At 46.8% G+C, this 13,588-nt stretch carries 12 protein-coding genes and 1 riboswitch; all 12 genes read right to left on the reverse strand.

The features are described 5' to 3' along the window. Window positions 1-4: 4 nt before the first annotated feature. The 12 genes from M1D59_RS12070 to M1D59_RS12125 all read right to left on the reverse strand — a co-directional run bounded on the left by M1D59_RS12070 (window position 5) and on the right by M1D59_RS12125 (window position 13,482). Window positions 5-892 (reverse strand): 5'-3' exonuclease, encoded by an 888-nt coding sequence (locus M1D59_RS12070; protein ID WP_020451896.1) that lies wholly within the window; start codon window positions 890-892, stop codon window positions 5-7. 84 nt (window positions 893-976) lie between these two features. Next, complete coding sequence (locus M1D59_RS12075) at window positions 977-1,126, reverse strand: hypothetical protein (protein WP_003182852.1); 150 nt, start codon at window positions 1,124-1,126, stop codon at window positions 977-979. Window positions 1,127-1,205: 79 nt separating this feature from the next. After that, window positions 1,206-1,475 (reverse strand): YpbS family protein, encoded by a 270-nt coding sequence (locus M1D59_RS12080; RefSeq protein ID WP_023857403.1) that lies wholly within the window; start codon window positions 1,473-1,475, stop codon window positions 1,206-1,208. Between the two features lie 74 nt (window positions 1,476-1,549). Then, window positions 1,550-5,113 carry a dynamin family protein gene (locus M1D59_RS12085; protein ID WP_458117438.1) on the reverse strand — a complete coding sequence of 1,188 codons (3,564 nt, stop codon included), beginning with the start codon at window positions 5,111-5,113 and terminating at the stop codon, window positions 1,550-1,552. 143 nt (window positions 5,114-5,256) lie between these two features. Beyond that, a complete protein-coding gene (gene fbpC / locus M1D59_RS12090) occupies window positions 5,257-5,352 on the reverse strand; it encodes a Fur-regulated basic protein FbpC (protein WP_003182857.1) in 96 nt (31 codons plus the stop codon). A 63-nt stretch (window positions 5,353-5,415) separates the two neighbouring features. Next, window positions 5,416-5,919 carry an isoprenylcysteine carboxyl methyltransferase family protein gene (locus M1D59_RS12095; RefSeq protein WP_039072797.1) on the reverse strand — a complete coding sequence of 168 codons (504 nt, stop codon included), beginning with the start codon at window positions 5,917-5,919 and terminating at the stop codon, window positions 5,416-5,418. A 7-nt stretch (window positions 5,920-5,926) separates the two neighbouring features. Continuing rightward, the gene (locus tag M1D59_RS12100) at window positions 5,927-7,024 is read right to left on the reverse strand and encodes a type III polyketide synthase (RefSeq protein ID WP_458117439.1); all 1,098 of its coding nucleotides are present in this window, start codon (window positions 7,022-7,024) and stop codon (window positions 5,927-5,929) included. Window positions 7,025-7,065: 41 nt separating this feature from the next. Beyond that, window positions 7,066-7,617, reverse strand: coding sequence for a GNAT family N-acetyltransferase (locus M1D59_RS12105; RefSeq protein ID WP_020451901.1), 552 nt, complete (start codon window positions 7,615-7,617; stop codon window positions 7,066-7,068). A 73-nt stretch (window positions 7,618-7,690) separates the two neighbouring features. After that, window positions 7,691-9,007, reverse strand: a complete 1,317-nt coding sequence (locus M1D59_RS12110; RefSeq protein ID WP_035338544.1) for a nucleobase:cation symporter-2 family protein — start codon at window positions 9,005-9,007, stop codon at window positions 7,691-7,693. Then, entirely contained in the window at window positions 9,004-9,588 is a 585-nt protein-coding gene (gene xpt, locus M1D59_RS12115; protein WP_020451903.1) for a xanthine phosphoribosyltransferase, read from the reverse strand. The genes M1D59_RS12110 and xpt overlap by 4 nt, the downstream gene beginning before the upstream one ends. Before the next feature lie 117 nt (window positions 9,589-9,705). Further along, a riboswitch (purine riboswitch) is annotated at window positions 9,706-9,805 on the reverse strand. Window positions 9,806-9,944: 139 nt separating this feature from the next. Further along, entirely contained in the window at window positions 9,945-11,447 is a 1,503-nt protein-coding gene (locus tag M1D59_RS12120; RefSeq protein ID WP_039072799.1) for a carboxypeptidase M32, read from the reverse strand. Window positions 11,448-11,562: 115 nt separating this feature from the next. Next, complete coding sequence (locus M1D59_RS12125; protein WP_075213141.1) at window positions 11,563-13,482, reverse strand: ATP-dependent DNA helicase; 1,920 nt, start codon at window positions 13,480-13,482, stop codon at window positions 11,563-11,565. Between the last annotated feature and the right edge of the window lie 106 nt (window positions 13,483-13,588).

Here is a 13,588-nt window from a genome sequence, read left to right on the forward strand (position 1 = left end):
TCGGTTATCCGATCTCTCTTTTTTCGAATTTTACCAGCAGCGGTTCGATTCCCCGTATTTGATGAAGTCTCAGCATCGCTTTCGCCCTGTCATGCATCAAGGTGAAGTCTGCGTCGTCCAATGAGCAGGAAAGCGGTACATCGCATTTGATTTCTGCAAGGATTCTGGACAGCTTCAGGTCTTCAAGACATTCGGTTATTTTCGTCTGCTGACCCTTTGTCAGCTGTCCGATGTTTTCCAGCAGCCGGTCAACAGTCGAATATTCCTTAATCAGTTTGTAGGCCGTCTTTTCGCCGATGCCTTTTACACCCGGGTAGTTATCGCTTGTATCACCCATCAGCGCTTTGATGTCAATCAAAGCCTTCGGCTCGACACCGGTCTCTTCACTGAATGATTCTTCCGTGTATACTTTATAATTGCCGATTCCCTTTTGTAGCAGGGCGACTTTAACATTGACTGTTAAAAGCTGAAGCAAATCTTTATCACCGGTGACGATCGTGATCTCCGCTTCTTCGCTGAACATCGCTGACAGCGTGCCGATGCAGTCATCGGCTTCATAGCCCGCAATGCCGATATTTAAAATCCCGAGCTCTTCCGCCGCTTCCTTTGCCATGTCAAATTGCGGTATCAATTCTAGAGGCGGCTCGCCGCGATTCGCTTTATAGTCCTTAAATAAATCGTTGCGGTACGTTTTGCTTCCCATGTCCCAGCAGCAGACGACATGACTCGGTTCAAACGCAGACACCGCGGTTAACAGATGCTTTAAAAAGCCGTGAACCCCGTTTGTCGGCACCCCTTTGTCATTCAGCATAAAATTGCGGTGCACCGCAGTCGCAAAAAAAGACCGGAATAATAAAGCCATCCCGTCTACAAGCAGCAGCTTCTTGTTCATTATGGAAACTTCCTTTCATCATACAATGCACTTATTGTACCACAGGAGCAAAAATGATGAAAACAGCGTCAATCGACGCTGTTTCTATTTTTGGTGCTGTTTTTTGCTAGAAATTAATTTGGCGGCTTCCATTTGCGAATAGGATTCAGTCGCAAATTCAGTATTAAAGCCGTTCTTCTTTTTAGCGTTGTTGTTTCGCTGTGCATTCGCGTTGCCAAGCTTTGTTCTTCCCATTACACTTCACCTCCAGCGGGCGTGACATGATTTATGTTTTGCAAAAAAACATGACGCCACACGCGGAAGGATTCACCAGCTAGGCCTGCGGATATTTTCGGCTGACGTATTCGGCGACCATTTCTTTCGAGACGAGCCGTCTCGTGGGAACGATGCCTTTTTTGGCCAATTCGTTCATTTGCATGGTAATTTGGTTGATGAGGCCGGTTGAAAATGCTTCATTTCGCCGGCACTTATCAACCGCTTCATCGATCGCTTTTTCCCTCTCCTGTTCGAGACGCACGAACTGCTTGATGTGCTGGTGCTGTTTTTTGGAATGTGCTGTAATGGCTTCATGAACGTTTGTCATCATCTAATTCCCTTCTTTTTTTATTCAGTCTATCATGTCTGCCGGCCAGATATCCATACCAATATCAATCTGATTCAACTTGAGCGGAGCCATTCGCCTGCCAAGTTATGCGCTTTTTCAATGTTTTCACGCTCTGCGCTTTCCAACGGCTCATGAAAGTACGCTTCTTTTTGTTCTTCGAGTTGAGCTTTTGCGGACAGAACAGCCGCTTTCTGTAATTGTCCGGCGCTCGTTTTGCAGCGCTTTAAACATGTCCGCTTTTCACGTTGAATCCATTCGTCCGTGATAGCCGAAAGCTTTGCAGTAAACGCCTCGACAAGCCGGGCTTTGCCATTTTGCTGAAAAAACGCTTTAGGCGTTTTGAACATTTTCAGTTCATCTGCAAATTCCCCTTCATCCGCTGACGCTGCAGCTGTTTCCCAGCTGCCGGTCTCAGGGCGGTCAGCTGTGATATGAACCGCAAAATAAGGATTATCGGCAAGCCGCTCTTTTACGGCATTTGCCCACTGTTCGCCGGCATACTTGAGCATGATGTTTTCCATTCTGATATCAAGCGCTTTTAGTTCCTGCAAAAATTCGAATTCATACTCCTTTAAGCAGCTTTTCAAAGCGGTTTGCAGATTGGCGCGCCAATCTCCGTTCTGAAGCCCTGGATGGATTGCAGCTTTAAATAAATCGTGTGCATAAAAGGCCAGGCGCTGCCTCATGTGGTAAAATTGCTCTTCCACATCCTTTTCGGTCATTTGAAGGATTGATGATCCCTTTTCTGCTTCTTCAATGACAGCTAAAGCCGCTTGATAAGCTTTGGCGATCCGCTTTTGCTCCGCTTCCTTTTCTTCAGCGGAACGGTGCAATGAACAGCGGAGCTGAAAGACGGTTTCACACAGTTTTTTGCCTTCATCAAGCAGCTCTTCGACAGCTGTTCTGGCTAGACCATTTTCGATAAAATCGTCGAGCTCCCGCTTTAATCTGCTGAAATCGTTATTCGGCGAAGCTTTTTTGCTGAGCTCCTGTTTGCTCGATACGTGATACAGATGCGGGTTTTGAATGCCTTCTTTCAAGAGCTCTCCCCTAACATAGTCTTCAACCGTCTGTAATTCGGCCGGGTTTTCCGCGAGGTCTGCCGCATTTAAAATAAAAAACATTTTATCCATGCTGAAAGCGTCTTTAATGAGTCCGAGCTTGCGCAAAAACGACCGGTCCGCTTTGGAAAATGCATGCTGGTAGTATGTTAAGTAAAGCAGAGCATCGGCATCTTTCATGTATTGAAACGCAAGCTCAGTATGCCGCTTATTCATGCTGCTGGCACCCGGTGTATCGACGATCGTAATTCCTTTCTCCGTGACCGGTGTGCTCAAATAAACGGTGACTTCACGGACGGCGCAGGCCGTTTGTTCTTCAGCGACATACGGATGCAGATCTTCAGCGGAAATCGTCAGGATTTCCCGATCGTTGATATATGAACCATAACGCTCATAAGCTTTGAGGAAGTTCTTGATCAGCAGCCGTTCATCATCATCCAGGTCTCCTTTTTTCAAAAGGTTTCCAAGTTTTTCGCCAAAAGCGGAGCCTTTTGCCGCAGCCATTTTCCCCTCCAATAGCTGATCCAGTTCCGCTCTGATTTCCTCTTCCGTTTTAAAAACGACTTCAGCCGTCCCGTTCCTTTTGGTTCCCGACGGTTTTGTTATTTTATTAATCGTTGCCGTTGTCGGCGTCGGAGATGACGGCAGCACTTTCCGCCCGCAGAGCGCATTTGCAAAAGACGATTTGCCGGAACTGAATGCGCCGAAGAGCGCCAGGGTAAACTGCTTTGTATGAAGGCGTTCCGTTTTGTCCAAGAATGCTTTTCGCTGCTTTTCCAAAGCAGGAATATCCGCCAAAAACCGGGCCAAGTCGAAAAAGTGCTCAATGTACTCAGAAACGCCCTTTTTCGGATGGAGCACATCGTCTTTACGGCTGCTGTTTTCCCCTTGCACACGGACCGGTTCCGCTCGTCGGGCATCAAGCGGTTTTTCAAGGGGCTTTTTTTCTTCGGCATACCAATTCGCTGGCAGCTCGCTCTGATCGCCGTGTTCCCATTGATCCCAGAGACGGTTTGCTTTTTCATATGACTTCTGCTGTTCGATCAACCGGCTTTCGAGCTCGGCGAGCTTCGCCTGTTCCGCTTCATATTCGACTTTCATCGCTTCCGCCTGCAGGCCGCTTCTTTCTTTGATGAATGTTTTGAGCTGATCGATAAGCGGCTGCGCTTGTCTTTTTGCCTTTCTTCTGATGTTTTCAGCCAGTTCTTTCGTATAGTTCAGCACGTATTCCGGTGTAAGCTCAGCCCCTTTTTTCTGGGAACGAAGCAGTTCATTTTCATCTACCTCTGTCCGAAATTGAAGAACGTCCCGAAGCAGTTCATCACTCTGGACGTTAAAGCGGTTCATGAAAGCCTTGATTGCTTCAATGACATGCCAGTCGATTTCGGCTTGAACCCTTTTTTGAACGTCGGCAAGAAACACTTCTTTTCGTTTTTGTTTTTCTTCAAGCGTTTTGGCCTTGCTGAAAAGAAAGCCTTTTTTAAAGCCTTTTTCGATAGATTCCAAATACGATTTGGCCAGTTCTCTCATCTCAAACGGCGTTAAGTTTGCGTTTTGGGCAATTGTATGAATGTCTTTTTTGATTTGTTCCTCCGCCCGTTTTTCCTGTTCTATCAAATCAGCAAGCCGTGCTTTTACAGACTCGACTTTTTCTCTTAAGGAAGCGGTTTCTTCAGACAGAGCCGTGTCTTCGTCACTGATCAGCATTTTGATATGGTCATGAATCAGGCTGCTGATTTTTTGCTCCGTATATGCCTTTAGCTGCTGTTCGGATTGATGCTGCAACCTTTCCAGCACAGCGCGAAGCCGGGTGAATTCGTTCAGCGGATGACCGGCTTCGGTGACCGATGTAAAAAAGAGATGATCTTCATCGATCCCTTCTTTCTGCAGCATATCAAGCACTTGCTTTTTATAGGCATGGAAGCCTGTTTCTGCTTCGTCATGACGGTCAATCTGGTTCACGATGAAAAAAATATTGGGTATCTGATCTTTTATTGATCGAAGAAATTTCACATTTTCTTCAGAATGGACATGATTGTAATGCACGACATAAAACAAGGCATCCGCCTGGTGAAGTATCGAAGACGCCGATAAAAAATGGGCATCGTCCGTCGAATCAATTCCGGGCGTGTCAATTAAGACGGCCTGAGGCGCGATTCCTAAAAATGGCCCCTCGATTTCCACCATTTCAATCTGGCTGCCGTCCCTGCAGTACGCCTGCACTTTTTCTTTATCATAAGAGCCATCCATCCGGGCGTATCTTCCATCGATCGTATGGAGTGTTGTTTTCATTTCCCCCCGGCGGACCAGCACAAGATTGGCGCTCGTCGGTATCGGACTTGTCGGCAGGACGTCTTCCTGAAGCAGCGCGTTCAATAGCGATGATTTTCCTGCTGAATAATGTCCGGTTAACGCAATGTACACTTCTTTTCTCAGCCATTTTCGGATGATTCCCGCAAGCTGCGCAGACCGCTTGTCATCCCCGTTCTTCCTGAGCTCCCCGAAAACCGCTCCGGCTCTTTTCAACAGGTCGTCTTTCGTGTTTATTTGTGCCATGTTTCCTACCCCTTTTTGCGTTGTTGTTTGCCATCTTAGCCCTTTCTCCCATTTTACACAACCTTGCTGTATTTTTCTTCACAATCTGAAAGAAAAAACGAGAAAAAGCTGCCTGTTTCGGCAGCTTCAGCACGTGTATTTATTTATTTTTGCGGATTCGCTCCTGCGATACCTTTTAAGACATAACCAATCAATAAACTGTATGTACTGACCGCCGCCAGCAAAAAAAACATCGTCATACGCGACTCACCATCCTATAATGAGAATGTTTATCATCATTATAAATGAAATGATAATCATTTTCAATGGTGTAATTTTTCTAATGCCTGTTCTTCCGTGCGGATGCGGATGTACATGACAGCAGCGTTGAGCACCGTAAATAAAAGTGCGGTGGCGTATGCCTGGAAAAGCAAGGGCAAAAGCAGAAATTCAAGAGCCACCGCCACATAGTTCGGGTGTTTGAACCATTGATAAGGCCCCTTTCGGACAAGGTTCGTTCCAGGGATGACAAGGATTTTCGTGTTCCAGCATCTCCCCAGAGAAAAGAGCGCCCAATACCGGAGGGCCTGAGTGAAGATGAGGCCTGTTAATACGACAAGCGCCATCGGAAGAGGTCCGCGTTGAAAAGCGATCGTTTCCCAAATCAAAGATATGAAAAACAAAACATGCATCGCGACGATATAAGGGTAATGACGTCTCCCGTATTCGACCGCTCCCTCTTTCAGAGCGTTTTTTTCATTGAACTTCGCGACTGCCAGCTCAAGCAGGCGCTGGGCGGCAAAAATGCTTAAAATTGTCCAAAACATGTGTCAGTCACTCTCTTTTTGTCCATTTCAAAAGCAGCAGCTCCGATGAAAAGCCCGGGCCGAGCGCCCCTAAGAGACCGTATTTTCCCGGTATGGGACTGCCATGCAGGCAATATTCTTTTAAAACATGCATCACAGAGGCTGATGACATATTGCCGTGCCTGGCCAAAATTTTTCTTGAACAGTCGATGTGCGCTTCGGAAAAGCCGAGGCTTGCCATATAAGCGTCGAGAACTTTTTTTCCGCCAGGATGGGCAAGAAATACTTGAATGTTCTCCAAAGCGAGTTGTTCCCTATTGAGAAATGCTTCGACATCATTCTTTAAATGTGTTTTGATCAATGTCGGAATGTCCCTGGAAAAAACGACACGGAAACCGTTGTCATTGATTTCCCAGCCCATGACATCTTCCGAATCTTCCAAGGTGGCTGATTGTGAGCTCACTACTTCCGGAAGAACCTCCAATCCGGCTGATGAGATATCCGCTTCCTTGCCGCACATTAAGAGTGCGGCGATTCCATCGCCAAATAAAGATGTGCCGATAAGGTTGCTTTTCGATTGATCATCCTTTTGAAACGTTAAGCTGCACAGCTCCGCCGCAATCACAAGGACATGGGCTTTTGGAAACGCTTTGCAGTATTCGAATGCCCGCGCTATACCTGAAGCTCCTCCTGCACAGCCGAGCCCCCAAATCGGAATCCGCTTCGTCTGTTTTGAAAAAGGCAGAATGTTCATGAGCTTCGCTTCAATGCCGGGAGTCGAGATGCCTGTAGAAGATATAAAAAAAATCGCTTCAATTTTTTCGAAAGGGATTTCTTTTTTCAAAAACCGTTCGTCTGACAGGCAATTCGAAACGGCTTCTGCACTGTGTCTGACAGCCATTTCAATGTACGCCTGATTTTTTTCCTTGAAGCTCCTGGATTCTTTATACCAATCCAAAGGCATGACAAATTGTCTTGAAGCGATTTCTCCATTTTGGAAAGCTGACAGCAGTCGGTCAATGTCTTTAAATGAATCTTTGAACATCTCCCTCGCAAAAACGGCCGCTTCCTTCTGGTCAACATGGCAGCGGGGAAGGCTTGTCCCCGCCGAAATGACGTAGGCCATAACACCACCTCTATTTACAGCGTCTCCCGAATCGCCCGGCCTTATGTGGACCTCTCGAAAAAATAGGCCATCAGCACTTCATCTTCATATTTCCCGTCCGCAAAAACCTGCTCCTTTTGAACCCCTTCAATGATAAAGCCGCTTTTCTCATAGAGCGACAGCGCTGCTTTATTTGCAGAAAATACGGTCAGGCAGAGCTTATGCAGACGATGCAACCTGCACCAGTTGAGGGTGTAGGACATGATTTCCCTGCCGATTCCAAGCCCTTGCGCTTTGCTGTGAAGCCATGTTCTGAACAGCCCCGTGTGCCGCTTCATTTTGAGGTCGCCGCGAATGACCCGGGCAATTCCGTACACCGCACCATCGATTTCAACCGCCGCATACATGTTATCCTTTTCCATCATATCGCTGATGAATGCCCGCTCTTCCTCAAGTGTGCGCGGCCGTTCTTTTTGGATGTACACACCGGTTTGAATCACATCTTTTACTGCTTCAATGATGTCGGGGGCATCCGCCATTTTGACGGGACGGATGACAGCTTCACCGCCGTCTTTCGTGCTGATTCGTTCGACAAGCTCATTCACAGTTTCCATTCGTTACGCCTCCTCTTCATACCGGTAGTATGGCTTATCCGCAATGCAAAAAAACCTCACAATCTGTGAGGTTTTAAACGGCTGATTTTTCAGTTGGAACTGCTTCAGGCTGTTCAGCATGACGAGAAAACGGATGGATATGAAAGATCGCATTCAAGAGAATGGCTGTAAAGCTTCCCGCGACAATTCCGTTCTCTGTCAAAAGCTTGACGGCATCGGGAAGGTTTTGAAACATTTGCGGTACAACCGTCACGCCTAGGCCGAGTCCGATGGAACACGCTACGATCAATAAGTTCTCCTGCTTTCCGAAATCAACCCGGCTCAGCATTTTGATCCCGTAGGCGATCACCATGCCGAACATCGCGACCATAGCGCCGCCGAGCACAGGTTTAGGAATGATCGTCGTTAAAGCAGCGGCTTTCGGAAACAGCCCCAACATAATTAGAAAAGCTCCAGCGAGCGCGATCACGCTGTTTTTCTTAACTCCTGTCAGCTGGACGAGACCGACGTTTTGCGAGTAGGCCGTATAAGGGAAGGCGTTGAAAACCCCGCCCAACAGCACGGCAATCCCTTCGGCACGGTATCCTTTTGCCAAATCTTTTTCTGTCAGCCGGCGGTCCGTCAAATCACCCAATGCAAAGTAGACGCCTGTAGACTCGACAAGGCTGACGATCAGGACGAGAGACATCGTCAAGATCGGTGTGATCTCAAAAACGGGAGTGCCGAAGTAAAACGGATGGATCATCTGCACCCAGCCTGCGTTTGCCACTTCTGTAAAATCAACTTTTCCTATCAGAGCGGCGCCGGCTGTTCCTGCAATTAAACCGATTAAAATGGAAATGGATTTGATAAATCCTGTTGTAAAACGATATAAAAGGACGATGACCAGTAAAACGGAAAAAGCTAAAGCAAGATTGGACAGCTCGCCGAAATCGCTGCTGCCTTCACCGCCGGCCATGTTGTTCATCGCAACGGGAATCAAGGTAATACCGATCACCGTGACGACCGATCCTGTGACCACGGGAGGGAAAAACTTAACAAGCTTTCCGAAGAAAAAAGAAACGATAACGACAATCACACCGCCTGCTATGATGCTTCCATAGATCGCTGGAATACCGTATTTTGAAGCAATCGCAATCATTGGTGAAACGGCTGTGAACGTACACCCCAATACAACAGGCAAACCGATTCCGAAAAAGCGGTTTTTCCAAACTTGCAGCAGTGTCGCCACACCGCACATCAAAATGTCGGCAGACACAAGGTATGTGAGCTCAGCCGGCGTCAAGCCGAGAGCGCCGCCGACGATCAGCGGCACGACAACGGCTCCTGCATACATGGCCAGGACGTGCTGAATGCTTAATGAAACGGTTTTACCGGCCGTAAGTTTCATGACCCAACCTCCTGTAAAAAGGTAACTTTTCCATCGGCAAGAGATGCAATACGCGCAAGGGATTCGACTCTGATTCCAAGATTGTCAAGCTCCTCCCTGCCCGTCTGGAATGATTTTTCGATGACAATCCCGATTCCGCACACCTTTGCGCCGGCCTGTTCAATGATGGAAACGAGCCCTTTCGCCGCTTGTCCGTTTGCCAAAAAATCGTCGATGATCAGAACTTTGTCATCCTTTGAAAGATGGCTGGCTGATACGGCAATCGTACTTTCCGTTTTTTTTGTAAATGAATAGACAGAAGCCGTCAACAGATTTTCCGTTAAGGTAAGCGATTGACGCTTTCTTGCAAATACTACCGGCACGCCCAGTTTCAAGCCTGCCATCACGGCAGGTGCGATGCCTGAGGATTCAATCGTCACAATCTTCGTGACGCCTTCCTCCCGGAAAAGCGAGGCAAACTCTTCGCCCACAGCAAGCATTAATTCCGGATCGATTTGATGATTTAAAAATGAATCAACTTTCAGCACTTCGTCAGACAACACCGTGCCATGCTCTGCAATTTTTCGTTTTAGCTTTTCCATTAAACCCCTCCGTTCATCAATTGCCCTTCATAAAAAAAGCATTGTCCGCTCGGATTTTGAATGCGAGCGGGCAATGCTTAAAAAGACGAATTCCGTCTGTTTCACTAAAAGACGTTCGTTTTCTTAGCGCCCACTCATAGTCGGACATTTACGGTGTCCGGTAGAAACTTGCGTGCCATATCCACGCGATTATATGAGTGATATAATGTATCAAATTATATCAACTTTCGATCCGGTTGAAAAGGGATAAAACAAAAAAGACGAACCTGCACACATTTTTTTCAGTTTAATGTTCGTATTTAACAGAAAATTCTGATCCAAAAATCCCTCCCGGGCTCACGGGAGGGATTTCTTTTTTACAAATAGAGTGTTGTATATTTTTCTTTCAGGTAGCGGATTAAATGACGGACGTTTAATTCTTCGCCTGTCGCAGACTTGATGATGTCCAACGGTTTTTTTCTTTTGCCGTGGATGTGAACGTGCTCTGTCAGCCACTTTCTGATCGGTTCAAATTCGCCGTTTTCAATCATGCGGTCAAACTCCGGAAAATCTTTCAGCATGCTTGATTTCAGTTGAGCCGCATACATATATCCGAGCGCATATGAAGGGAAATAACCGAAATCGCCGCCGGACCAATGGACATCCTGCAGAATTCCTTTAGCATCGTCAGGAGGCGTAATGCCCAGATATGCTTCATATTTGTCATTCCATAGTTTCGGAAGGTCTCCGACCGATACTTCGCCGCTGAAAATCGCTTTTTCAATTTCGTAGCGAATCATAATATGCAGCGGATATGTCAGCTCATCAGCCTCAATCCGAATCAGCGACGGCTTTGATTCATTAACGGCCCTGTAGAACCCTTCGGCAGTAACGCCTGCAAACTGGTCAGGACTTGCTTCTTTTATTTTCTCAAAATACCGCTTCCAAAAACCTTGATGTCTGCCGATAAAGTTCTCATAGAAAAGGGATTGGGATTCATGTATCCCCATTGATGCGCCGTCTGCTAAATTGGTTCCGCCCAGCGCTTCATCAATGTTCTGTTCATAAATGGCATGGCCGCATTCATGAATCGTTCCGAAAACGGCCGAGCGAAAATCGTTTTCATTATATGCTGTGGTCACCCGGGCATCCCCTTGACTGATCGTCACCTGGAAAGGATGAACCGTCTCATCCAGGCGCCCCGCCTCAAAATCATAGCCCAGTTCTTTTAAGAAAAAGTGGCATACATCGCGCTGCCGCTCTTTTGGAAAACGTTCGTGCACAAAGCCCGTATCAGGCTTTTGATCACTGGCGGCAATCTTTTGTACAAGCGGAACGATCGCCTCCCGCAATTCAGAAAAAAGGCCGTCGAGCTTTTCGACTGTAACGCCTGGTTCGTATTGGTCCAGAAGGGTGTTATAGGGGTGGCCTTCATATCCCCAGTACGAGATAAACCGTTTTTTATAGTCGATGATTTTTTCTAAATACGGAGCAAAGAGAGAAAAATCGGACGCCTTTTTCGCTTTTTCCCAGACGGATTCCGCTTTGGATGTCAGCGTCGTATATTCTTTGAACTCCTCTTCCGGAATCTTGCTGTTTAAATCGTATTCTTTTTTCGCTTCCTCAACCGCTTTCTGTGTATCGGCAGGCAGATCCTGTTTTTGCTCGGCAAGGGCATCCAAAAGCTCCTTCATCCGCGGGGACGTTCTCATTTGAAAGACGTCTGCCGACAATTGTCCGATCGCTTCGGCGCGGCTTTCTTCGCCTTTTCTCGGCGCGCCCGTCCTCATATCCCAATACATCACGTTAATCGCCTGCTCATACCGGCTGATTTTCTTTAATGTTTCTAAAAACTCTTTTTCATATGTATTGATCGACATCATTCATCCTCCTCTTCCCTTATATGATGCGAATTGTAATCAGACTAATGGAAATATTTACGAAAGTCAACTTTTATGCAACCAAAAAAAAGAAAAGCGGGATGTCCGCTTTTCTTTATACATAAACCGGCTGAACAGGAAGCACAGATTCGACTTCTTTTATCACATTCCATTCTTGTTCATCGCCCGCAAAAATGCTGATCGTGCCGCGGTCGCTGTTTGATCTGATCAGACGGCCGATGCCTTGGCGCAGCCTTAGCAGCATGTAAGGAAGGTCTACTTCGCGAAAGGCGTTTTCCAAACCGCTCCGCTTCGCTTCAAACACAGGATCATGCGGCGGAAAAGGAAGCGACCAGATGATGACATGTTGCAGCGGATCTCCGGGAATATCGAGCCCTTCCCATAGATGCACAGAGCACAAAACGGATTCTTCAACCGTTTGAAACTTTTCAACAATTGTACTGATTTCTTCATCCCCCTCAAAGTAAACAGGAAACGAAAATGATTCCTGTGCAGTCCGGCGCTTGAAGGACAGAAGCTCCTCAAAAGACGGAAACAGAATCAGCGTTTTCCCGCCGGATTCTTTGATTGCACGGATTGCCGCTTTTTCTTTTGCTTCTTTTTCCTCAATTCGATGGATGTACACTTTCATCTGCTCTTCATAGTCGTACGGGGAATCAACGGTAAATGATAAGTAGTCGCGGATCCCAAGGCTTGTCGCTAAATAATCGAACGATCCGTTTTCCGATAATGTCGCCGATGAGAAAATAAATGGAATCTGCTTGGAGAACACTTTTTCTCCGAGAACTTCGGAAACGGTTCTCGGCATGACGACGAATGTTGACTCAAGCTCTTTTTGCTCAAGCCAGCTGATCGCATTTTTCCTGTAGAGCGAAAGGGAGTAAGCCATCTGTTCGAGATACTCTTCAACAACGGTTAAAGCGTATTGGTCGATCGTGTACAGCTCGCCTTCAAAAACGAGCGCCTCCCCGATCTTTTCAAGCAAATCATACAGCTCGGCGGCCGCTTTTTTCAGATTGGCATGATCTTTGATGCGCATGCGCTCAGAGCCTTCTGCTTTTTCGGCGTTTTCTGAAAGCAAACCGAAAAATTCGTCGTTGGCGCGAAGCGCTTCTTCGACAAGCTCTGCAAATTCTTCTCTGATGTCATTGCCGAGCAGGCGCTCGAGAAACATTTCGAGCGTCGATTGCTTCACCCTGTACGTCAGCGCCTTTTGCGCCGCAAACTCGAGCAGATGCCCTTCATCGAAAACCACAGCGCTGTGTTCCGGCAAAAGCGGAAGTTGGCCTTCCCGTTTTCTCGCCTCTTCTGTCCAAACGTGCTCCATATAGAAATCATGGGAACAGATGATGAAATCGGTTGATTTTCGATAATGGTCTCTTGACAGTGTAAGTCCGCATCGGTGCCTCATGTCGCACGTGAGACAGTCTTGAAAAGAATCGTAACCGATTTCAGACCATTCATCATTTGATAAAGACGAATACTCTTTGCGGTCGCCGTACGGATAAAAAGACTGCATGCCCTGCGATTCATGAACGAAAGACGGCAGACTTTCGTAGAGGTCAAGCCATTTCTCATCATCAGATCGCTGCATCGTTTTCTCCAGTTTTTTCAAACATAAATATTGATCATGCGATTTGCTGAGCCTTGCGTCAATCGTCAAGCCCAAATGCTCGGAAATTTTGTAAATATCGCCTTCTTTTTTGACGAGCTGTTCGATCAGCGTCTCATCCGCACAAGCGATGACCGCCGGCTTGCCCGTATACCTGGCATAGCTCAAGGCAAACAGAAGATAGACGAGCGTTTTTCCGGTTCCGACTCCGGCTTCTGCAAACATGACCTTCTTTTCCTTAAATGCCCGTTCTAATTGAAAAGCCATGAATATTTGCTCATCGCGCAAATCAAAGCCTTTTTCAGGAAGAATATCGTAAAATACATCACCGATCCAATTGTTCAGTTCTTCATAAAAGTTTTTTGTTTTTGTTAATGAAAAAGGCAGACGAGATGCTGTCACCCTGCTCCAACCCCCAACTATCGAGTTTTCAGAACTTCTATCCTATCACTATGATTCGGGAAATTCAACAAGAAAGATTTGAGAAAAGGAGCAGGAAGCCTCTCTT

This window comes from Bacillus sp. PK6-026 (assembly GCF_054161455.1).

Coding starts and splice junctions, on each gene's coding strand:
- M1D59_RS12070 (WP_020451896.1), bottom strand. CDS start 892: ATGAACAAGAAGCTGCTGCTTGTAGACGGGATGGCTTTATTATTCCGG.
- fbpC (WP_003182857.1), bottom strand. CDS start 5,352: ATGACGATGTTTTTTTTGCTGGCGGCGGTCAGTACATACAGTTTATTG.
- M1D59_RS12080 (WP_023857403.1), bottom strand. CDS start 1,475: ATGACAAACGTTCATGAAGCCATTACAGCACATTCCAAAAAACAGCAC.
- xpt (WP_020451903.1), bottom strand. CDS start 9,588: ATGGAAAAGCTAAAACGAAAAATTGCAGAGCATGGCACGGTGTTGTCT.
- M1D59_RS12105 (WP_020451901.1), bottom strand. CDS start 7,617: ATGGAAACTGTGAATGAGCTTGTCGAACGAATCAGCACGAAAGACGGC.
- M1D59_RS12120 (WP_039072799.1), bottom strand. CDS start 11,447: ATGTCGATCAATACATATGAAAAAGAGTTTTTAGAAACATTAAAGAAA.
- M1D59_RS12075 (WP_003182852.1), bottom strand. CDS start 1,126: ATGGGAAGAACAAAGCTTGGCAACGCGAATGCACAGCGAAACAACAAC.
- M1D59_RS12085 (WP_458117438.1), bottom strand. CDS start 5,113: ATGGCACAAATAAACACGAAAGACGACCTGTTGAAAAGAGCCGGAGCG.
- M1D59_RS12110 (WP_035338544.1), bottom strand. CDS start 9,007: ATGAAACTTACGGCCGGTAAAACCGTTTCATTAAGCATTCAGCACGTC.
- M1D59_RS12100 (WP_458117439.1), bottom strand. CDS start 7,024: ATGGCCTACGTCATTTCGGCGGGGACAAGCCTTCCCCGCTGCCATGTT.
- M1D59_RS12095 (WP_039072797.1), bottom strand. CDS start 5,919: ATGTTTTGGACAATTTTAAGCATTTTTGCCGCCCAGCGCCTGCTTGAG.